The organism is Streptomyces sp. NPDC058685, assembly GCF_042714725.1.
GTDB lineage: Bacteria > Actinomycetota > Actinomycetes > Streptomycetales > Streptomycetaceae > Streptomyces.
In genome coordinates this window covers 216129-238056 of sequence record NZ_JBHXSL010000002.1, presented here as the reverse complement: position 1 = coordinate 238056, position 21928 = coordinate 216129, and the positions used below count along the sequence as shown (strand labels likewise).

Annotated in this window: 14 protein-coding genes and 1 pseudogene; 10 read left to right on the top strand and 5 right to left on the bottom strand. The window is 72.8% G+C overall.

Annotated elements, in window-relative coordinates; translation table 11 throughout:
• Window positions 1-73: 73 nt before the first annotated feature.
• From rsgA to ACFWU3_RS02775, 3 genes are all read right to left on the bottom strand, one after another.
• Window positions 74-1087, bottom strand: coding sequence for a ribosome small subunit-dependent GTPase A (gene rsgA, locus ACFWU3_RS02785; protein WP_327680475.1), 1014 nt, complete (start codon window positions 1085-1087; stop codon window positions 74-76).
• Between the two features lie 4 nt (window positions 1088-1091).
• Window positions 1092-2432 (bottom strand): 3-phosphoshikimate 1-carboxyvinyltransferase, encoded by a 1341-nt coding sequence (gene aroA / locus ACFWU3_RS02780; protein ID WP_384430082.1) that lies wholly within the window; start codon window positions 2430-2432, stop codon window positions 1092-1094.
• Between the two features lie 108 nt (window positions 2433-2540).
• Window positions 2541-3281: a M50 family metallopeptidase gene (locus ACFWU3_RS02775; protein ID WP_313944216.1), complete on the bottom strand. Its 741-nt coding sequence runs from the start codon at window positions 3279-3281 to the stop codon at window positions 2541-2543.
• 49 nt (window positions 3282-3330) lie between these two features.
• Here ACFWU3_RS02775 and ACFWU3_RS02770 point away from each other — a divergent pair, with 49 nt between their 5' ends.
• The 8 genes and pseudogenes from ACFWU3_RS02770 (at window position 3331) to def (ending at window position 10770) form a co-directional block, all read left to right on the top strand.
• Window positions 3331-4146, top strand: coding sequence for an SOS response-associated peptidase (locus tag ACFWU3_RS02770; protein WP_384430079.1), 816 nt, complete (start codon window positions 3331-3333; stop codon window positions 4144-4146).
• A 25-nt stretch (window positions 4147-4171) separates the two neighbouring features.
• Window positions 4172-4808 (top strand): annotated as a pseudogene (locus ACFWU3_RS02765) (alpha/beta family hydrolase).
• A 257-nt stretch (window positions 4809-5065) separates the two neighbouring features.
• Window positions 5066-5731: a sigma-70 family RNA polymerase sigma factor gene (locus tag ACFWU3_RS02760; RefSeq protein ID WP_327680466.1), complete on the top strand. Its 666-nt coding sequence runs from the start codon at window positions 5066-5068 to the stop codon at window positions 5729-5731.
• Window positions 5728-6048: a mycothiol system anti-sigma-R factor gene (gene rsrA / locus ACFWU3_RS02755; protein ID WP_328861689.1), complete on the top strand. Its 321-nt coding sequence runs from the start codon at window positions 5728-5730 to the stop codon at window positions 6046-6048. The genes ACFWU3_RS02760 and rsrA overlap by 4 nt, the downstream gene beginning before the upstream one ends.
• Window positions 6049-6308: 260 nt before the next feature.
• Window positions 6309-7691 carry an HD domain-containing phosphohydrolase gene (locus tag ACFWU3_RS02750; RefSeq protein WP_384430074.1) on the top strand — a complete coding sequence of 461 codons (1383 nt, stop codon included), beginning with the start codon at window positions 6309-6311 and terminating at the stop codon, window positions 7689-7691.
• Window positions 7688-8944, top strand: a complete 1257-nt coding sequence (locus ACFWU3_RS02745; protein ID WP_384430071.1) for an HD-GYP domain-containing protein — start codon at window positions 7688-7690, stop codon at window positions 8942-8944. Before ACFWU3_RS02750 ends, ACFWU3_RS02745 begins: the two co-directional genes overlap by 4 nt.
• Before the next feature lie 105 nt (window positions 8945-9049).
• A complete protein-coding gene (locus tag ACFWU3_RS02740) occupies window positions 9050-10057 on the top strand; it encodes a hypothetical protein (RefSeq protein WP_352210496.1) in 1008 nt (335 codons plus the stop codon).
• An 80-nt stretch (window positions 10058-10137) separates the two neighbouring features.
• Entirely contained in the window at window positions 10138-10770 is a 633-nt protein-coding gene (gene def, locus ACFWU3_RS02735; protein WP_327680458.1) for a peptide deformylase, read from the top strand.
• Window positions 10771-10774: 4 nt separating this feature from the next.
• Here def and ACFWU3_RS02730 read toward each other — a convergent pair whose 3' ends face one another.
• On the bottom strand, window positions 10775-11743 hold the full coding sequence (locus ACFWU3_RS02730; RefSeq protein WP_384430066.1) for a GlxA family transcriptional regulator: 969 nt from the start codon (window positions 11741-11743) through the stop codon (window positions 10775-10777).
• A 412-nt stretch (window positions 11744-12155) separates the two neighbouring features.
• On the opposite strand from ACFWU3_RS02730, the gene ACFWU3_RS02725 reads away from it, so the two are divergent.
• Window positions 12156-15281, top strand: a complete 3126-nt coding sequence (locus ACFWU3_RS02725) for an endo-alpha-N-acetylgalactosaminidase family protein (RefSeq protein ID WP_384430063.1) — start codon at window positions 12156-12158, stop codon at window positions 15279-15281.
• Between the two features lie 43 nt (window positions 15282-15324).
• Window positions 15325-20082 carry a HEAT repeat domain-containing protein gene (locus ACFWU3_RS02720; protein WP_384430061.1) on the top strand — a complete coding sequence of 1586 codons (4758 nt, stop codon included), beginning with the start codon at window positions 15325-15327 and terminating at the stop codon, window positions 20080-20082.
• On the opposite strand, the gene ACFWU3_RS02715 is transcribed toward ACFWU3_RS02720, so the two are convergent.
• A complete protein-coding gene (locus ACFWU3_RS02715; protein WP_384430058.1) occupies window positions 20069-21817 on the bottom strand; it encodes a beta-galactosidase family protein in 1749 nt (582 codons plus the stop codon). The genes ACFWU3_RS02720 and ACFWU3_RS02715 overlap by 14 nt on opposite strands.
• Window positions 21818-21928 lie beyond the last annotated feature (111 nt).

Here is a 21928-nt window from a genome sequence, read left to right as displayed (position 1 = left end):
CTCGGTGACTGCTCGGTAGGACGTGATGCGATTATGCCCTTACCAGGACGGACAGGCGGCAAACGTGCGCCGGTCAGTCGCCCTCGCGTCGCTCCCGGGTGGCGAGCAGTCGCCGCAGGGAGTACAGCCTCGCCGGGTCCGCGTGGCCCTCGGCGACCCACTCGTCCAGCGCGCAGTCCGGCTCGTCGTGGCTGCACGCACGCGGGCAGCCCTCCGTCCCCGGAACGAGATCCGGGAAGGCGAGGATCACGCGGGACGGGTCGACATGGTGCAGACCGAACGACCGCACACCGGGGGTGTCGATCACCCAGCCGCCCTCCTTGTCGTTGAGCGGGAGGGCGAGGGCAGAGGTGGTGGTGTGCCGCCCGCGGCCGGTGACCGCGTTGACCAGGCCGGTGCTCCGTCGGCGCTCCTTCGGCACCAGGGCGTTGACCAGCGTGGTCTTGCCCACGCCGGAGTGGCCGACGAACGCCGTGGTGCGGCCGGAGAGGTGTTCGTGCACCCGCTCCGCGGCGACCCCGTCGATGAACTCGTCGCGGGTGGTGACCACATGGGGGACACCCAGCGCCCCGTACATCTCCAGCAGTTCGTCCGGCGACGCCAGATCGGACTTGGTGAGGACCAGGAGCGGGGTGAGCCCGCCGTCGTACGCGGCGACCAGGCAGCGGTCGATCAGACGCGGGCGCGGTTCGGGGTCGGCGAGCGCGGTCACGATGGCCAGCTGGTCGGCGTTGGCCACGACCACGCGCTCGTAGGGATCGTCGTCGTCGGCCGTACGGCGAAGGACGGACTTGCGCTTCTCGATCCGCACGATGCGCGCCAGGGTGTCCTTGTCCCCGGACAGATCGCCGACGATGCCGACCCGGTCACCCACGACAGCGGCCTTGCGGCCGAGCTCGCGGGCCTTCATGGCGTGGACGATCCGGTCCTCGACCAGGCAGGTGAGCCGCCCGCGGTCGACGGTGAGGACCATGCCCTCGACGGCGTCCTCGTGCTTGGGGCGGATGTTGGTCCGCGGCCGGTTGCCCTTGCGGTTCGGGCGGACGCGGATGTCGTCCTCGTCGGGGTTCTTGCCGTAGCGCCGCATGTCCTCAGGCCCCGAGCATTCCGGCCCACATCCGCGGGAAGTCGGGCAAGGTCTTCGCGGTCGTCGCCACGTTCTCGATCTGCACGCCCTCCACGGCGAGGCCGATGATCGATCCGGCTGTCGCCATCCGGTGGTCGTCGTAGGTGTGGAACACACCGCCGTGCAGCGGGCGGGGGCGGATGTGCAGCCCGTCCTCCGTCTCGGTGACGTCGCCGCCGAGTTCGTTGATCTCCTTGGTGAGGGCGGCCAGACGGTCCGTCTCGTGGAGGCGCAGATGCGCCACGCCGCGCAGTGTGGAGGGGGAGTCCGCGAGGGCCGCGACGGCCGCGATGCCGGGGGTCAGCTCGCCCACCTCGCCGAGGTCGACGTCGATGCCGTGGATGCGGCCCGTGCCGGTCAGGGTGAGACCGGCGTCGGTCAGCACGCAGGAACCGCCCATCTCGGTGAAGATCTGGCGCAGCGCGTCGCCGGGCTGGGTGGTGCGCTCCGGCCAGTCCGGAATGGTCACTCGGCCGCCGGTGATGAGCGCCGCCGCCAGGAACGGCTGCGCGTTCGACAGATCGGGCTCGACGGTGAGGTCACGGCCCAGCAGCGCGGAGGGGGAGACCCGCCAGACATTGGGCTCGCCGCCGGTCTCCGGCTCGTCGACCTGGGCGCCGACGGCACGCAGCATGTCGACGGTCATCCGGATGTGCGGCATCGACGGCAGACGGGCGCCGATGTGCCGCACCTCCACACCCTGGTTGAACCGCGGTGCGGAGAGCAGCAGCGCCGAGACGAACTGCGAGGACGAGGAGGCGTCGATCTCGACGGAGCCGCCGTCCAGAGCGCCGCCGCCGTGCACGGTCATCGGGAGCGCGCCGCGGCCGTCGTCGTCGATGCGGGCGCCGAGCACGCGCAGGGCGTCGATCACGCCGTTGAGCGGGCGCTCGTAGGAACGCGGGTCGCCGTCGAAGCGGATCGGGCCGGAGGCGAGGGAGGCGACGGGCGGGAGGAAGCGCATCACCGTGCCGGCGTTGCCGACGTCGACGGTGGCCGGGCCGTGCAGACCGGCCGGGATCACCCGCCAGGCCTCGCCCTCGCTGTCGTGGACGCCGGTGACGGTCGAGCTGGAGGAGACCGTCTCCTCGATGCCGACACCGAGGGCGCGCAGGGCGTCGGCCATCAGCAGGCTGTCGCGCGAACGCAGCGGGCGGCGCAGCCAGCCCGGCTCGGCGGCGAGAGCGGCCAGCACCAGAGCGCGGTTGGTGACCGATTTGGAACCGGGCACGGTCACCGTCGCTTCGACGGCTCCGGTCGCGAACGGGGCGGGCCAGAGGGCAGGGTGCACGGAGGCTTCGGTCATGGCCTTCACTTTAATGGCTCCCCGCGAACCCCGATCTTGATCAAATACGGCGAAACCGGGGCGTAATCGATCAGTGGTAAAGGGCTTCGGCGAGTGTTCGCCATGTGCTCACAGACCCAGCAGCCACCGGCCGCCGCCGATCAGAGAACACAGGGACACCGCGTGGAAGAGGAACAGCCACAGGGCGGGCGGCACATGGGTCAGCCGGGCGAGCTGATCGGCGTCCGAGTCCGGTGCTCCGCCGTGGCGGCGCTTGGACTGGAGCTCGAAGGCCGGCCGTACGCCGCCGAGCAGCAGGAACCAGACGGCCGCGTAGGCGAAGGCGGCCTGCACCTCGGGCTCGGTGAGCCAGGAGACGAGCAGAAAAGCGGCCCCCGTGAGGATGACGGTGACCGCTCCGTAGACGTTGCGGATCATCACCAGCATGGCCAGCAGCAGCGCCGTGGACACCCACAGCAGCAGGGTGATGTGGTGCGCGGCCAGCAGCCAGGCGCCTCCGAGGCCCAGCAGGGGAGGCGCGGTGTAACCGGCCGCCGCGGTGAGGATCATGCCGAGGCCGGTCGGCTTGCCCCGGCTCACCGTCAGACCGCTGGTGTCCGAGTGCAGCCGGATGCCGTCCAGTTTGCGGCCGGTGAGCAGGGCCACGAGCCCGTGGCCGCCCTCGTGGGCGATCGTCACGGCGTTGCGGGAGACGCGCCAGACGGGATGCGGGAGCACGACGGCGAGTGCGAGGACCGCGGTGCCGATGACCAGCCACCGGTCCGGTGCGGGCTGGGACCCGAAGACGCGGTCCCAGAGATCACCTATGGACGCGCTGCTGAGCGGCGAAAGGTATTCGGTGCTGACCATTTCTGGGGCGGCTCCTCGGGCGGCGGTCGGGAGTGGCAGTCTGGCACTTATGTGCGGACGGTATGCAGCGAGTCGTAGGCCCGAGGACCTCACCGGACTCTTCGAGGTCGAGAAGTGGGAGCCGAAGGAGACCCTGGCTCCCGATTTCAACGTCGCCCCGACCAAAGAGGTCTACGCGATTCTCGAACGCCCTCTCAAAGACGCGGAGGACCCCCGCCCGGTTCGCCAGCTCCGCACGCTGAAGTGGGGGCTCGTGCCGTCCTGGGCGAAGACGCCCGAGGGCGGGGCCCGGATGATCAACGCCCGGGCGGAGACCGTGCACGAGAAGCCATCGTTCCGCAGGCCCTTCGTCTCCCGCCGCTGCATCCTGCCGGCCGACGGCTATTACGAGTGGGTGACCGCGGCCGAGGAACGGCAGCTGGAGGAGCAGGGCAAGAAGAAGCGGCCGCGGAAGCAGCCGTACTTCGTCACCCCCGCGGACGGCTCGGTGTTCGCGATGGCCGGTCTGTACGAGTTCTGGCGGGACAGCACACTGCCCGACGACCATCCCCAGGCGTGGTGGGTGACCTGCTCGGTGATCACCACGGAGGCCGAGACCGGACCGCTCGGCGTGGCACCCGCCGAAGGACCGCGCTCGCTGTCCGACATCCACCCCCGGATGCCGCTGATGCTCACGCCGGACCGGTGGGACGCCTGGCTGGACCCGTCCCGGACGGACGTGGACGAGCTGAAGTCGCTGCTCCAGCCGCCGGCGGAGGGCCTGATGCGGGCGTACCCGGTGGCGACGGCCGTCAGCAATGTGCGCAACAACGGGCCGGAACTGCTGGAAGAACTCGCGGCGCCGCAGGAGAGCACGCTGTTCTGACCCGGCTCTGCCCCAAGATGGCCGCGTGAAGAACAACGAGATCGTCGAAACCCCGGCCGGGGACGCCCGTATCACCTGGTTCGCGGCCGAGGACGCCACGACGGTGCTGGCCCTCGGCCATGGGGCCGGTGGCGGCATCGGCGCCCGCGACCTCCAGGGGGATCGCCGCCGCACTGCCCGCCGACGGGGTCACCGTCGCTCTGGTGGAGCAGCCCTGGCGGGTGGCGGGGAAGAAGCTCGCACCCGCGCCCAAGACTCTCGACGTCGGCTGGCGGGCCCTGTGGCCGGCCCTCGCCGCGCCCGGCCTGCCCGTCGTCGCCGGCGGACGCAGCGCCGGAGCGCGGGTGGCCTGCCGGACCGCGCAGGAGCTCGGAGCGGTCGCCGTCCTCGCGCTCAGCTTTCCGCTGCATCCACCCGGCAGGCCCGAGAAGTCGCGGGCCGGGGAACTCCTCGGCGCCGGGGTGCCGACGCTCGTCGTCCAGGGCGGCAACGACCCCTTCGGCAGGCCCCGCGAATTCCCGGACGGCACGTACGAACTGGTCGAGGTTCAGCACGCGGATCACGGCTTCGCCGTCGCCAAGAGCACCGGAATCGCCGAGGAGGAGACCGTGACAACCATCACGGACGCGGTGCGCGCCTGGCTGGGGCGGCTGCGGGAATGACCGGGGGTCCGGCTCTGTTGTGCGGGATGTCTGTACATCAGTACCGGAGCATGGAGTAGGGAGTCCGTCGCATGGGTTCGACCATCTGCCCGAGCCGCAGGCACGCCGCTGACCTGGAGTGGACCGTGCTCTCGGCAGGCAAGAACGCCCCCGTTCGGGCGGCGGGCGGAGTGGATCGGCAGGAGCCGGCAACCGAAGGTCGACTATTCTCCGATTCGAGCGGGTCCGCATTCGGGCTCGCCACAGCGTTGGAGGAGGTGGGTCCGGTCACTGGGACCGACGCAGGGACCGACGACGGCCAGGCGGCACAGCCGGAAGAGACACCCGCGGAGCGCAACGCCCGTTTCGAGCGTGACGCCCTCGGCTTCCTCGACCAGATGTACTCCGCCGCCCTGCGCATGACGCGCAATCCGGCCGATGCCGAGGATCTCGTGCAGGAGACGTATGCCAAGGCGTACGGGTCCTTCCACCAGTTCCGCGAGGGGACCAACCTCAAGGCGTGGATGTACCGGATTCTCACGAACACCTTCATCAACTCGTACCGGAAGAAGCAGCGCGAGCCCCAGCGCAGTGCCGCCGAGGAGATCGAGGACTGGCAGCTGGCGCGCGCCGAGTCGCACATGTCGACGGGACTGCGCTCCGCCGAGTCGCAGGCTCTCGACCACCTCCCCGACTCGGACGTGAAGGCCGCGCTGCAGGCCATTCCCGAGGAGTTCCGTATCGCGGTCTATCTCGCAGACGTCGAGGGCTTTGCGTACAAGGAGATCGCGGACATCATGGGAACACCCATCGGGACGGTGATGTCCCGCCTGCACCGGGGCCGTCGTCAACTGCGCGGCATGCTCGAGGACTACGCACGTGAGCGCGGACTCGTCCCGGCCGGTGCGGGGGAGTCGAACGAAGCGAAAGGCTCGGGCTCATGAGCTGCGGAGAGCCGCACGAGACGGATTGCTCAGAGGTCCTGGACCATCTCTACGAGTTTCTCGACCGGGAGATGCCCGACAGCGACTGCACCAAGTTCGAGGTCCACTTCGAGGAGTGCTCCCCGTGCCTGGAGAAGTACGGGCTCGAGCAGGCCGTGAAGAAGCTGGTCAAGCGCTGCTGCGGGCATGACGACGTGCCCACGGACCTGCGCGCCAAGGTCATGGGCCGCATCGATCTCATCCGTTCGGGACAGGCCGTCCCCGAGCAGGACGTGACGGTCGCGGGCAGCGAGCTGCCGGGCCTCGCCCAGGAGTAGTCCAGGACGCCGCAGCAGCCGGAGGGTGCGCCACGAGACGCGTGGCGCACCTTTTTCATGGGCGGGTGCCTCACGCGCCGGCTTTCGCGGGCAGCGCTTTGACGCGCCGGTGTCATGGGCGGTGCTTCACGCGCCGGTGCCGCGCTTCCGAGCCCGGGCCGGCGCGCTCCCGTGTCACCCGTCTGTGCGAAAGGTGGCCAACGCCCCGCCGTGTCTCCTCCAACTCGCTAGCCTTGCGCTCGATTTGGGAGGGGGCGGCGGTGAGGTCCGTACCGGCATCGGCACGTGCGTACATTCTGGCCGCCCTGCTCTGCGCCGTGGCCTGCGCCCTGCCCGCGCTGCGGCAGGAAGCGGCGGGCGGCTGGAGGGCCGTCGGTCTGCTCGCCGGGCTCTACGCCGTCTGCGAACTGCCCGCCCGCTGCCGCTACCTCGGCAGCTCGGTGCCCGTCGCGGCCGGCTCCTTCTTCCCGGTGCTGCTCGCCGCCGCGTTCCTGCTGCCCCCGGCCCAGGCCGCGCTGGTCGCCGTGCCCGGCGCCCTGCTGGGACGGGTCGACCGGCGGCCCGCGGGCGTGCGGCGGATCTGGCGGGCCGCCCAGCTCACGATCGCCACCTGGAGCGCCGCGCAGGTCTATCTGCTGCTCGGCGGCGAACACGTCCTGCGGGCCCCCGACTTCCCCCACGCACTTCTGACGGCCGCGGGCGGCGCGCTCGCCTTCTGCCTCGCCGTCACCGCTCTCGACGGCGGCATCCTCGCGACCGCGGAGCGGCTGCCGCTGCGTACCGCGTGGCATGGCTCCGCGCTGCGCGCCCTCGTGCCGCATCTCGTGCACGGGCTGGCCGGACTGATGATGGCCGTGCTGTGGGCGAGCCCGTACGGCCCGCTGGCCGCGCTCTTCGTGCTGCTGCCGATGTACATCTCCTGCTGGATCTTCGCGCAGTACCACCGCGAGCGCGCGGCCCACCAGGCCACCATCCGCGCCCTGGTGCAGGCCGTCGATCTGAAGGACAAGTACACCCGCGGGCACAGCGAGCGGGTCGGACGGGCCTCGGCGCTCATCGCACGCGAACTCGACATGGACGAGGAGCGCCTGGAGGTGCTCCGGTTCGCCGGGATCCTGCACGACGTGGGCAAACTGGGGGTGCCCACCCGGGTGCTGCGCAAGGACGGTCCTCTCACCCCCGACGAGCGCCGGGTCATCGAACTGCACCCGGAGTACGGCCACGAGATGGTGCGCGGTATCGGCTTCCTCGGCGAGGCGCGGGCCGCGATCCTGCACCACCACGAACGGCTCGACGGCAGCGGATACCCCTACGGGCTCACCGGCCGGCAGATCCCCGAGTTCGCCCGCGTCGTCGCCGTCGCGGACGCCTTCGACGCCATGACCTCGACGCGTTCCTACCGGCGGGCCCGGCCGGTGCCGGCGGCGCTGGAGGAACTGCGGCGGTGCGCGGGCACCCAGTTCGACCCGCAGATGGTGCGCGCCCTGGTCCGCGCGCTGGAGCGGCACGGCTGGGAGACGGCCGTCACCTCGGACGAGCCCGGTCCGCCGGGCGCGCGGACCCCGCGGGGAGGCATCCCGCCGCAGCCGGCCGTGGTGCCCGCCCGGCGGCGCGGCAACCGCACCCCCGGCGGCGGGGTGTGACGCCGGGGACCGGCGCCGTGGGCGTCGTCCACGGCGCGGCCGCCACGCTGACCTGCGCCGGGCTGGCATGGACCTTCTGGGCCGGTCTGGAGCAGCCCGGCTACGCCCTGGCCTTCGGCGCGCTCATCGTCGTCGGCGAACTCGCCCGCTGGGGTGCGGGGCCCGGGGAGCGGGAACCCGCGCCGATCGGGGCCGCCGGGGCGCTCGCCTACGCCCTGCTCGGGGAGTGCGCGGGCAGGGACACCAGCCACGGCGTCCTCCAGGTGGTCGCCGTCGTCGTGGCGGCCGCGCTCCTGGGGGCCGTGCTCCATGTGGCGCGCGGACGCGGACCAGCGCTCGACCATGTCGCCCGCCGGGTTCTCACCGTCGGGTTCGCCGCCGTCTGCTTCCAGCCCCTCTACAACTCGGGCGAGCTGGAGCGCCGGCTCGGCCACGGCCCGTACTACGCGCTCTTCCTGCTCGTGCTGCTGCTCCTGACGGCCCTGTGCGACGCCGTGCTCGCCGCGGCGATGCTGCGCGCCCGCACCGGCTTCCCGTACGGGCCGCTGCTGCGCGACGAGCTGCGGGCGATCCTCGGCATAGGGTCCGCCGTCTGCGCCACCGGGGCCGTCATGGCGCTCGCCGTCGCCGTCGCCGGGCTGTGGGCACTGCCCGTCTTCTGCGTGCCCCTCCTGCTCACCCAGCTCTCCTTCCGGCGCTACGCGGCCGTCAGAACCACCTACCGGCAGACCATCGCCTCCCTTGCGCGGGCGACCGAGATCGCCGGATACACCCGGCCGGGCCATGCCCGCCGGGTCGCCTCCCTCTCCACCGCCGTCGGGCGGGAGCTGGGGCTCACCGGCGGCGATCTGACCGTTCTGGAGTACGCGGCGCTGATGCACGACATCGGCCAGCTCTCCCTCGTGGATCCCGTGCCGGACGGGGCCACGACCCTCCTGCCGGTGACCGAGCAGCGTCGCATAGCGCTTCTCGGCGGAGCCGTCGTCCGTCAGACCGGAGTCCCGTCCGCCGTCGCCGTCGTCGTGGAGCGCCAGGCCGACCCGTACCGTGAACAGCCGCTCCCCGCCCGGATCGTCCGCGCCGTCAACGCATACGACGATCTGACCGGGGGAAGCGGACGCTCTGCGGGCGGAGCGCTCGGGGCACTCGAACGGCTCCGCCTCGGCACCGGACAGGACTATCAGCCGGAGGTCGTCGAATCACTTGCCAGAGTCCTGGCGAGAGGCGGTCTGGCCCCCGCTCCACCTGGGTAACCCATGGGTAATGAGCCAGCCTCCGACCGGGCATGGTTGGATGCAAAAGAGGACACACAAGCAGCGTGCGGGGGCATTGACCCGAGCGACCGGCAGGCGGGAATCGTGAGGATCTTCGGGAAGGTACGGCATCGGCCCTCCGCCTCGTGGCGGCAGGCCACGGACCGCGCGTTCACGCTGATCGGCGACGGCCGGTACGAGGACGCGGGCGCACTGCTGACACGAGCGGCGGACCTTGAGCCCTGGCTCTCCGAGTCCTGGTTCAATCTCGCCCTGCTGCACAAGTTCCGGCACGACTGGGAGCAGGCCAGGGCCGCCGGGCTGCGCGCGGTCGCCCTGCTGGACAAGGAGACCGGGGCCCCCGACTGGTGGAACGTCGGCATCGCGGCCACCGCCCTCCAGGACTGGCCGCTCGCCCGCCGCGCCTGGCAGGCGTACGGACTGAAGGTCCCCGGCAGCCCCACTCGGGCCGGTGTCACCGGCGCAGCCGCGGCGAACGGCGAACCGGTCGGCATGGACCTCGGCAGCGCCGCCGTACGCCTGTCGCCCGAGGGGGAGGCCGAAGTGGTGTGGGGCCGCAGGCTCGACCCGGCCCGGATAGAGGTGCTGTCGATCCCGCTGCCCTCCTCCGGCCGCCGCTGGGGCGAGGTCGTCCTGCACGACGGTGTGCCGAACGGCGAGCGGACCACGTCCGCGGGCCCGTCCTACCCCGTCTTCGACGAGATCGAGCTCTGGGCGCCTTCTCCCGTGCCCACCTGGGTGGTGCTGCTGGAGGCGGCCACCGAGGCCGACCGCGACGCCCTGGAGCAGTTGGCGTCCGACGCCGGATTCGCCGCCGAGGACTGGTCCTCGTCGGTACGACTGCTGTGCCGGGCCTGTTCCGAGAGCCGGATGCCCAGCGCCGAGGGCGAGGGCGAGCACCTCGACCCGCACGATCACAGTGAGCCCGGCCATCCCGGCCCGCTCGGCCATCGCACGGCCGGCGATCTGTGGTCGCCGGAGCGCGAGTGCGGCATCGCCGCCCCCGCCGGTCTGGTGCGCGGACTGCTCGACGGATGGGTCGCGGACAGCCCGGACACCCGCGAGTGGCGGGATCTCGAGGAAGTCTGCTGACGCCTGCCCGTAGGCTGTACGGACACAGAGTGACCGGCCACCGGGCTCGCATCGGGTATTGAGGAAGGCGTACGGCTGACATGGCGTCGCAGCAGGAGACGGACCAGCAGGTCAACGATGGTTTCGTCGTGGACACGGAGGACTGCGAGGCACGTGAGCTCGCCCATCGCGAGCGGGGCACCTCGCGCCCGATCACGGTCGTCGGCAACCCCGTCCTCCACACGGAGTGCAAGGACGTCACCGCCTTCGACGACAAGCTCGCCTCGCTGATCGACGACATGTTCGCGAGCCAGCGCACCGCCGAGGGTGTCGGCCTGGCCGCGAACCAGATCGGCGTGGACCAGAAGGTCTTCGTCTACGACTGCCCCGACGACGACGGTGTGCGGCACGTCGGTGTGGTCTGCAACCCGGTCCTGGAGGAGCTGCCGCCGGAGCTGCGCGTCCTCGACGACGCCAACGAGGGCTGCCTCTCCGTCCCGACCGCCTACGCCTCGCTGGCCCGTCCCGACTACGCCGTGGTGCGCGGCCAGGACGCCCAGGGCAACCCGATCAAGGTGCGCGGCACCGGCTACTTCGCGCGCTGCCTCCAGCACGAGACGGACCACCTGTACGGCTACCTCTACATCGACCGGCTCTCCAAGCGGGAGCGCAAGGACGCGCTGCGGCAGATGGCCGAGGGCACGCCGCGCTACCCGGTCGTGCCCAACGACTGAGCCGTCAGGCGACGGTGCGCACCGGGCCGCGGAACGTGCGGCGGTAGGCGTTCGGCGTGGTGCCGAGGGTGCGCAGGAAGTGGTGGCGCAGCGCCGCCGCGTTGCCGAACCCGGACCGTCCCGCGATCGTGTCCACCGTGTCGTCCGTCGACTCCAGCAGCTCCTGCGACAGCAGCACCCGCTGTCGCAGCAGCCAGCGGTAGGGCGTGGTCCCGGTCTCCTGCTGGAAGCGGCGGGCGAAGGTCCGCGGTGACATGTGGGCCCGCTCCGCGAGCTGTTCCACGGTCATCTCGCGGTCCAGGTGCCGTTCCATCCAGGCGAGGACGTCGCCGACCGTGTCGCACCGGGTCCGCGGCAGCGGGCGTTCGATATACTGCGCCTGGCCGCCGTCGCGATGCGGCGGCACCACCATCCGCCGGGCGATGTGGTTGGCGACTTCCGGGCCGTGCTCCTGGCGCACCACATGGAGGCAGGCGTCGATCGCCGCGGCGGTGCCGGCCGAGGTGATGACCGAACCCTCGTCCACGTACAGCACATCGGGGTCGACGACGGCCAGCGGATGGCGCTCGGCCAGGATGGCGGTGTGGCGCCAGTGGGTGGTGCAGCGGCGGCCGTCCAGCAGTCCCGCGGCGCCGAGGACGAAGGCGCCCGTGCAGACGCTGATCACCCGCGCGCCCCGGTCGACCGCGCGGCGCAGCGCGTCCAGCAGTTCCTCCAGGTAGTCCCGGGTCGGGTAGTCGCCGCCGGTGGGGACGGCGATCAGATCCGCGTCCTCCAGCCGCTCCAGGCCGTGCTGTGTGGTGATGCTGAACCCGGCGTGCGTGTGCAGCGTGGGTCCCGCGGCGGAGACCACGGCGAAGTCGTAGACGGGCATGCCGTCCTCGCTGCGGTCGAGGCCGAACACCTCGCTGATCACGCCGAGTTCGAAGGGATGCACGCCCTCCAGGAGGACGGCGGCCACGTTTTTCAGCATGGCCCCAGTGTGGCAGTAATTCGATGGTTCATGACAGTCCTGCCACTGACTTCTTTGCCGTCCGAGGACGACAGTGGAGGACATGAACGCATTCCTGGAGTACCTGTTCGTGATCGCCCTGTTCGCACTGATCACTCTTCCGTCCCTGGTGGGGCATGCCAGGGACCGTGCCGTCGACCGTCAGCTGCGGGAGGCCGCGGGACGCCTGGAGTCCGGGCGTCCCGCGGCTACCATCGCCCGGGCCCACGGCCGGGGCCCCCCCCCCCCCCCCCCGGCCGCTGAAGTCCCGTGAAGCAGGGGCAGGTGCCGGACGCTTTAGTCCAACACCTGCCCCTCCTTTGTCCATGGGCGCGTTCCTCCCTCCCGGCGCAGATTGACGTGCACGCAGCACCCGTCACGAGGAGGAACGAGCGTGGACGCACAAGACCGCGGGCCCAGCCGCAGAACCGTCGTGGCCGCCACCGCCCTGGCCGGCGCCGGCGCGGCCGTCGCGGGCCCGGGAACCGCGCTCGCCGCAGCCCGCCGGCCCGCCGCGACCGCCCCCGAGACCGTCCTGCGCTCGCGCGAACTCGACGTCCTCGTCGACCGCGGCTTCCCGCGGATCGTGTCGTACACCGACCGCGGCACGGGCGCGCAGCTGTACGGGCAGCAGCGGAGCGTCACCTCGGTGCTGATCGACTCCGTGGCCCGCACGCCGCAGGTCACCGCGCGGGTCCGCCGCGACCGGATCGCGTACACCCTCGCCTTCGGCCCCACCGCCGGCGACCGGTCCACCGAGACGCACGCGGTCACCGAGATCGACGTCGAGATCCGGGTGGAGGGCCGCACGGTCGACTGGCGGGTCACCCGCATCGCCGACACCGAGGCGCTGCGTGTCGGCACCCTGGAGATCCCCGGCCTCGCGCTCCTCGCGGTACGCAGCGACCAGCCCGGCGCGACGCTGTACGCCGCCCGTATCGCACTGGACAAGGCCGGCAGCGGCGACACCCTCGTCACCCTCACCCCGCAGACGCCCGCCGAGGCGAGCCCGACGGGCTGCGCCTACGCCGTCGTCGCGCACGACCGGCTCGGCGGCGCCGTCGAGACCAACACCGTCTACGACAACCCCGCCGCCACCCCTGGCGCCACCTGGGACAACGGCCGGCTCTGGCGGCAGACGACCGTGACCGACGGGCTGGTCACGGCGCACCTCGTCCCCGGGCAGTGGACCCATCGCGCGGCCACCGCACCCCTCGACGCGGTGGAACCCCTCCCGTACGCCACCGTCGTCATCACCGGCGACCGCAACGGGGACGGTGTCGTCGACTGGCAGGACGCCGCCATCGCCTTCCGCGACATCATGGTCGACCCGCTCGGCGCCGACGAGCAGCATCTGCGGGTCGTCCCGCACATCCCCTTCAACTTCGCCTCGCAGGCGACCAATCCGTTTCTGGCCACTCTCGACCACGTCAAGCGCATCTCGCTGGCGACGGACGGACTGCGCCAGTACACGCTGCTGAAGGGCTACCAGTCGGAGGGCCACGACTCGGCCCACCCCGACTACGCGGGCAACCACAACCGGCGCGCCGGCGGACTCACCGACCTCAACACCCTGGTGCGACAGGGCAGGAAGTGGAACAGCGACTTCGGTGTGCACGTCAACGCCACCGAGTCGTACCCCGTCGCCAACGCCTTCTCCGAGACCTTGGTCGACAAGACGAACGAACAGTGGGACTGGCTCGACCAGTCGTACCGCATCGACCAGCGGCGGGATCTGGTCTCCGGCGGCATCGTCCGCCGCTTCGCCGATCTGCGGGCCGAGACCGACCCCGCCCTCACCACGCTCTACATCGATGTCTTCCGGGAGTCCGGCTGGACCTCCGACCGGCTTCAGCGTGCGCTGCGCGCACAGGGCTGGCTCGTCACCACCGAATGGGGCCACGGCCTGGAGCGCTCGGCGATCTGGTCGCACTGGGCGACCGAGACCGACTACGGCCCCGACACCTCACGCGGCGTCAACTCACGGCTCATCCGCTTCATCCGCAACCACCAGAAGGACGTCTTCGCCGACAAGTGGCCCACCCTGCTGGGCATCCCGCGCACCGGCAACTTCGAGGGCTGGGTGGGCAAGACGGACTGGAACGTCTTCTACGAGCTGATCTGGACCGAATCCCTGCCCGCCAAGTACCTCCAGGCCCACCCGATCAAGCGCTGGACCGACCACGAGATCACCTTCTTCGGGCCGAGCACCGTCTCCGACGAGGGCGGCACGCGCCGCATCGTCACCGACGGCCGCGTGGTCTACGACGACGGCACCTACCTGCTGCCGTGGGAGCCGCGCCGGGCCACCGATCCCGCGAAGCTCTACCACTACAACCCCCGCGGAGGCAGCACCAGTTGGCAGCTGCCGCGCGGCTGGTCCGGCGCGGCGCGGGTCCAGCTCTACCGGCTCACCGACCAGGGCCGGGTGCACGCCGCCGAACTGCCCGTACGCTCCGGCCGCATCACCGTCGTCGCCGAGGCCGGGCAGCCGTACGTCGTCCACCGCACCAGGGTCCGGGCGAACGTCGACCCGGGCTGGGGCGAGGCGACCCCCGTGCACGACCCCGGCTTCCACGCCGGCACCCTCGACGGCTGGACGGTCGAAGGTCCCGCCTCCGTCGTCCTCAGCGCGCTCGGCGACCACGAACTGGTCATCGGCGCGGGCGCGGCCGCCTGTGCCGGGCAGCGGCTCGCGCGGCTCGCGCCCGGGACGTACGCCGCCTCCGTCCAGGTCGAGGTGGGCGAGCGGGCGGGGGAGCGGCGCAGGGCGAGCCTGGAGGTCCGCACCGCCGACGGCGTCACCGCCGCCAACTGGACGGACATCTCGACCGCCGGCAACCACGTCGCCGCCGACCGCAAGCACGGCACCCGCTTCCAGCGGATGTTCACCCACTTCACCGTCCCGCAGGGCGGCGGTCCGGTCACCCTCACGCTACGGGCCGAGGCGGGCGCGCCGCGCGTCCGATTCGACAACGTCCGTGTCGTCTCCGCGCGCCCGACGGCGAAGCCGGACACCGTGGCGTACGAGGACTTCCAGCACGTGCCGCAGGGCTGGGGCGTGTTCGTGAAGGGCGACGCGGGCGGTGCGACCGACCCGCGGACCCATATCGCCCAGCGGCACGCGCCGTTCACCCAGCGCGGCTGGAACGGCAAGGCGATCGACGACGTGGTGGACGGGACGGAGTCGCTCAAGTCCCGCGGCGAGAACGGCGGACTCGTCTACCGGACCGTGCAGCACACCGTCCGGTTCCGGCCGGGAATCCGCTACCGCGTCTCGTTCCGCTACGAGAACGAGAAGGCGGGCCAGTACGCCTGGGTCACGGGCGCCGACGACCGCGAACTCACGCGCGTGCCGCTGCCGGTGGCGACGGACCCGGTGTCCTTCTCGTACGAGTTCACCGCACCCGACGACGCGGGCGAGACCTGGGTGGGCCTGCGCAAGACCGGGGACGACGGCACGGCGGAGTTCGTGCTCGACACCTTCGAGGTACGGGAGGTGGGGCCGGGGGCGCCGTGAATCCCGTTGGTGGGGCGGTGATCGCCGCCCGTACGATCCGACGATGACGACTCCGGCCGACGAAGCACCCCGGCAGGACCCGAGCCGGGGCGAGAGCGGAGCGGCTCGTCACATCGACCCTCTGGTGTGCGCGCCGTCCGTCCTCGCCCGGCTCATCGGGCACCCCGACCCGCACACCGGCCACCTGGGCCTGGTGCTGTTGCGGGAGCGGGTGACCTCGGCCCGGTGGGACGAGGGGGCGGAGGGAGCCGAACTCGCGGGGCTGCTGCCCGTATCCGTGGCGGCCGCGCCGGAAGCGGCGCTCGTCCAGGCGGAACTGTACGGGCGCCTCGGACGGCACGTCCCCGCGCGGAGGTGGCCCGCTTGGCGGACGGCGGGGCTGCCGATGCCGGTGCGGATCGCCTGGCTGCGGGCCGAGCTGCTGCACCGTCCGGAGACCGTACGGACGCAGCCGCGGGACGAACTGCTGTACCAGGCCCTGCGGGAGACATGTGCCCTGGACGCCCAGGGGCCCGAGCGGCTGGTCACCGAACTGGCGGACACCGACGACCCCGTGGTGCAGGGGGAGGCGCTGCGTCTGCTCCGCGAAGGGCTGCACGCCGGACTGCTGAGGCCGTCGCTGGTGCGCGCCCGGCTGTCGGCCCTGCTCGGCGCCACCGGCGACGGCGTCGTGGCCGGCGCGCTGAGCGAACTCGCCGAGCCGTGGGCGGCGCTCGAACCGTTCCCGCTGCCGCGCCTGGCACCGTTCCTCACCGCCGTGGCGTGCGCGGCCCGGCCCGAGGTGGCCGCCACCGCGCTCGCCGCGGCGGCCCGGCACGGACACGCGGACCTGCTGCGGCAGGCCGCCGAGGACGCCGGGCTACCGCCCGCACTGCGGCGACGGAGCCTGGAACTCCTCGGGGACCTGGCCGAACGCGACGACATCGGAGCGCTGACGGCCCTGGCAGGAACGGACCCGCTGCTGCTCGGCGGGCCGGTCCTGGCCTGTCTGAGCGGACTGCACCGGCGCGGACACTTCGCGCAGGACGAGGACGTTTCCGCCATCGTCGCTCTCGCGCTCACCGACCACTCGATTCCGGCGGACGAGGTCGCGACGGTCCTCTTCACCTGCCGGCGGGCGGTGCTCCGGGAACTGACGGACACCGCACCCGACGACCGGAGCCCGCGGCGGCTCGATCTGCTGGTCGCGCTGGCCGCCCAGGGGGCGGGGGATCTGCCGGTCGGTGAAGCGGTCACCCGCCAACTGCCGCTCGCCGCGAGGCCGGAGCCGTTCCTCGACGCGATCCGCGCACTGCGGCACACGGACGCGGAAGAGACGGTGCTCGGTCTCCTGCCCTCCGCCCCCGAAGCCGCCCTGCGCACGCTGGAGGCCATCGGCGGCCGGCGGACGGTTGAGGTACTCGCTCAGGGAATCGGTCTGGGGAAGCAGGAGTTGGAGTCGGCGGCGGGCCCCCACGGAGACGGTGACGTCTCTGTCGTCGTGCCTCATCTCCGCGCCGTGCGGCACCACGCCCTGGAGGTGCTGTGGCTGCTCAACGACGACCCGGAGCTGCGGACCCGGATCCTCGGCCGGCTCGACCCCACCGATCTGCCCGCCCGCGTCGCGGCCGACCTCGGCGGCCCCGACGACCGCGAACTGGCGCTCCTCAGCTCGCATCTCGACCCCGCGCGGCCGGTGACGGCGCTGTGCCGGCTGGCGGCCAACGGCAACGCCGCGACCCTGCCCGTCCTCGCGGACCTGCTGCTGCGCATCGTCGCGGAGGTGGCGGAGGCGCGGGACCCGGACGGCCGAGACCCGGACGGCCGAGAGCCCGCCTCCCCCCAGCCGACCGCCGAAGCCCGGTACGACAGCCGGCCGCCCGCCGAAGCCCGGTACGCCGAAGCCCGGTACGACAGCCGGCCGCCCGCCGAAGCCCGGTACGACCCCCGGCCGGGAGGCGAACCCGCCGTCCCCCAGGAGGTGTTGGACGCCCTGCACGCCCTGGGCGGCCGGCTGCACACCCGGGGCGGCATCCGCCCGGTGTGCCTGCTCGACGCGGCGGGCCCCCGGGAAGCCGGTGACGCGCTCGTCGCGACCCTCGCCCTCGATCTGCTGGAGCGGCCGGGGCTGTCAGACGGCGAGCGGACCGTCCTGCTCGACGTCCTCCTCCGGGCGCCCCGCGCCCGCACCCGCCCTCATGTGCACCGCCTTCTGCGCCACCGCGACCGGCACGTGCGCAAGCAGGTGATCGCCCTGCTCGCCCGCGACACCTCCGGCACCGACGCCCGCGCCCTCTCGGCGACCCTGATCCCACTGACCGCCGCCGAGGACATCCAGACCGTACGGCAGGCACTGCTGGCACTCGGACAAGCCGGGGCACGCTGGGCGGCAGGCGCGATCGCCGCCTGTCTCGACCGCCCCACCATGAACATCAAGAAGACGGCCGCCGAGGTCCTGGTCCGCGCGGGCGGTCCCGAGGCCGTGCCGAAGCTGCTCTTCTGGCTGGGCCGTCACGACAACCCCGGCCTGCGCGCCTCCCTGACCGAGGCGCTGCGCGCCGTCCTCGGCGACGCGTACCCGGCGACGCTGATCGCCGCGGCCGAGCGCGAGGACGACGGCCGCATCCGCGAACTGCTGCTGGCCGGCCTCGACGGCGTCCTGCCCGCGCGCTCACTCCTCGCCCTGGATGCCCAGCAGTCTCCGGTGTCCCCGGTGCTGCTCGCCCTGGCGATGACCGGCCGCATCCGTCTCGCGTCCGGGACGCTCGCCGAGATCGCTGGGGCGGCCGGTCGGCACGGTGTCGTCGCCCCCGACCGCCGACCCGGACCGGAGGAGGCGACGGACACCGAGGCCGCCTCCCTGCTGGCCGAGGGCTGGGACCCCGCGATCGCCCTGCGGATCGCCGAACGCCAGGAGCCGCCGCCCCTCGGCCGGCTGCGCGAACTGCGGCCCCTGCTCGGCGACTGGCTGCGGCTTGCCGCGTCCGCGCCCGGCCCGGCCGCCCGCGGCCGGATCCTGCGACTCACCCTGAGCCTGTGCCCCGCGCCGTGGACGCCCGCCGAACGGACGGCCTTCGCCCGGTCCACCGATGTCCTCCTCGATCAGCTCACCCAGGCATCCGATGCCGACCCGGCCGGCCTCCTCGCCGTACTCGACGCCGTCGCTCCCGAACTGCCCGCGGCCCAGCGGCCGGTGGTCGCCGCCGCTGTACGCGCCCTGCCCCCGACCCCCGGCGCCGGCCGCGTCACCCTCGCTCTGCTGCGCCGCTGCGGAGCGGTACTCGTCCGCTCCGACCTCGACTCGGCGCTGTCCGCCGCCCGGCTCGGCGGCGACCCCTGGCAGGCCGAAACCGCCGTGCTGCGCGAGGCGTTCGCCGTGCCGCCGCCCACCGAACAGGCCGGGAACCCGGCCTGGAGGGCCGCACTGGACGCCGCCGTACAGACGTCGGACGGCCTGGAGGAGTTCCGCCGCTCCTCGCACGCCCCCGGCTCACGGGAGCTGCTGGCCGCGTTGATCGACGCCCACGCCGGCGCCGTACCCGAGGTCCGGGCCGCGCTCATCGACCGGATGACCGAACTCCAGCCCCTCGGCGCCCCGCCGTGGACCATCTCCGAATCGGCCGCGGCACCCGCGTCCGTCCCGCGGACCGTGCACGGCGACGATCTCGACCAGCCGCGTTCGGCGGCCCTGCGACGACGCCTGCTGACCATGCTGGACGCGCCCGAGGCGGACCGTCGGGAGGCCGCCGCCCGGGCACTCGTGGACTGGCCGGAACCCGGCGTCCGGCTCGACGTCCTACGGGCGTATCTCCGCGGCCGGGTGACCGTACTGCCCGCCCCCGACGCCCTGCCGGCCCTCGACGCGGCCGAGTTGAGCGCGGAGGGCACCCTGCCCGACCGGGCGGTGGCCCTGGCGCTGCTGCTCGACCCGGACGACCTGACGAACCTGCTCCCGCTGCTCCTCGGGTGGTGGGAGCGCGGTCCGGCCGCGATCCGTCCGCAGGCCGCACGCGCCCTGCGCAGGGTCCCCGCCGACGTCCTCGCCGGACACCTCGACGACCGGCTCGCCGCCGGCGCCTGGGGATACCTGGACCTGCTCGCGGGGCGGCCCCTGCTCCGCACACCCGCACTGACCCGTCTCGACGCCCGGCTGCGCGCGGAAGGGCGTGCCGATCTCGCCGATGAACTCCGCCTGGTGGACGGCCCGCTGCGCGGCCCGGACGCCCCACGCGACGACGCCGCAGCGCTCGCGGCGCTCCGCGAACGCCCCGCGACGGCGCGGCCTCGGCGGCCCGCGGCACGCGCCGAACTGCCCGCCCTGGCGCAGACCGGTTCCCCGGACGAGATACGCCGGGCCCTCCTGCGGCTGATCGAGGAACACGAAGGTCCGGCCTCGGCGGAACACACCGGACCGGCCGCCGAGGAGGAGCGCGGACTGCGGGAAGTGATCGGCGCACTGCTGGAGCACCCCCGGACCAAGGTCCGTCTCCAGGCCTACCGGACCTCGCGGGCGGTCTTCGACCGCGAGACCCACCTCGGTCATGTGTCGGTGCTGCTGCACGACCCGCAGCCGGACGCGGCGCGCATGGCGATCCGGTCGGTGTGCCACGCGCGCTGGACGCCCGCGATCCCCGTGGTGACCGGACTGCTCGAGCACCCGCATCCCGTCGTCCGCACGGCGGCCGCCGACGGGCTCACCCTGTGGGGTACACCCGCCGTCCCCGCCCTGCGGCACGCCCTGGACCACACACGCCCCGACAAGCGCTCCGTCTACCGGGACGTTCTCGACCGCATCACCGACCGGGGCGTCACACCGGGCTGAAGACCCCGGCCGAAGCTCCCGCCCCCTCCAGCTCCAGCACCCACACCTCGTTCGTCCCCGCCCGCAGCACCGGGCCGGGGACGAAGAGCGAGTGCTGCGGCCCCTTCGCCCAGTAGCGGCCGAGGCAGAAGCCGTTCACCCAGACGAACCCCCTTGTCCAGCCGGGGAGTTCGAGGCGGGCGTCCCCGGGATGCTCGACGACGGCCGAGCCGCGGTACAGACCCGCCGCACCCGCACCGGCCGCCCGGAACGGCACCTTCGCGACCGCCGCCGCACCGAACGCGTCCAGCCGCAGCGCACCGGCCCGCACCCCGTGCAGATACTGGCGCTCGTGCAGCACCCCGCCGGTGATCCCCTTCGGCTCGCCCGTCCGCGGCCCGTAGTTGACCCGCCCCAGCGACTCCACCCACAGCTCCACGTCCGCGGGCCCCGCCACCGTCTCCGCCAGCGCCTCGTTCTCCCCGCCGAGCACCCCCGCCAGGGCCCCGTCGACGAACACGACGGCCCGGTCACGCAGGCCCGCCACGCGCAGCGGGTAGGGCCGGCGGGGTCCCGGAATCCGTACGCGGTAGCGGACCAGGCCGCGGTCCACGCCCAGTTCCTCGAAGGTGGGCGGCACCGGGCCCTCGCTCTCCTCGTCACCGAGCACCTCCAGGACGTCACCGAGCGGCGCCCAGCCGTCGAACTCCGCCCGTGCCACGGCGCCCAGCACGGTGGGCTCCGGCGGCAGATCGGGCAACGGGCCGTCCCCGTACGGCTCCAGGACCTCGCGGAACCGCCAGAACTTCTCCGTGGGACGGCCCGACTCGTCGATCGGCGCGTCGTAGTCGTAGGAGGTCACGGTCGGTTCGAGGTCCTGGTCCTGGAGCTCGCCCGAGCGGTTCGCCCCCGCCCAGCCGGCGAAGCTCGTGCCGCCGTGGGCCATGTACACGTTGACCGAGGCCCCCGCGTCCAGGATCTCCCGCAGCGCCCCGGCCGCATCCGCCGGATCGCGTACGGAGTGGTCCTTGCCCCAGTGGTCGAACCAGCCGCACCAGAACTCCATGCACATCAGCGGGCCGGCGGGACGGTGCCGGCGCAGGGTCGCGAAGGCCTCCCGGGCTCCCGACCCGAAGTTCACCGTCGCGAGCACACCCGGCACCGAGCCACCGGTGAGCATGTGATCCTCGGGCCCGTCGGACGTGAACAGCGGCACGGTCACCCCGCAGCCCCCGAGCAGATCCACGAGATGGCGCAGATAGCTTGCGTCGGTGCCGTAACTGCCGTACTCGTTCTCGGCCTGCACCATGATCACCGGGCCGCCGCGGTCCGCCTGCCGGGCCACGACCTGCGGGAGCAGCCGGGTGAACCAGCGCTCCACATGCCCCAGATACTCGGCGTCGTCGGTGCGCACCCGCCGGCCGAGGCGGCCCGTCAGCCAGTGCGGCAGCCCGCCGTTCTCCCACTCGGCGCAGATGTACGGCCCCGGCCGCACGATCGCCCACAGCCCCGCCCGGTGCGCCGCGTCCAGGAACCGCCCCAGCGCCTCCGGGTCGGCGTAGCGGCCCGGCGCCGGCTCGTGGAGGTTCCACGGGACGTACGTCTCCACACAGTTGAGGCCCATCGCCCGCAGCATCGCGAGCCGGTGGTCCCAGTGGCCCTCGTGCACCCGGAAGTAGTGCAGCGCGCCCGACAGCAGCCGCACCGGCCGCCCGTCCAGCAGAAAATCCTCGTCACCGACCGTGAACTCCGTCACGTCCCACCCCTCGCCCGTTTCCCCCGCCCGGCTCACCATCGCCCCCTGGCGGCGGAGGAATCCATGGACAAAGATCGGCGCTGTTTGGACGCACGCGCAGGCTGATGGCGG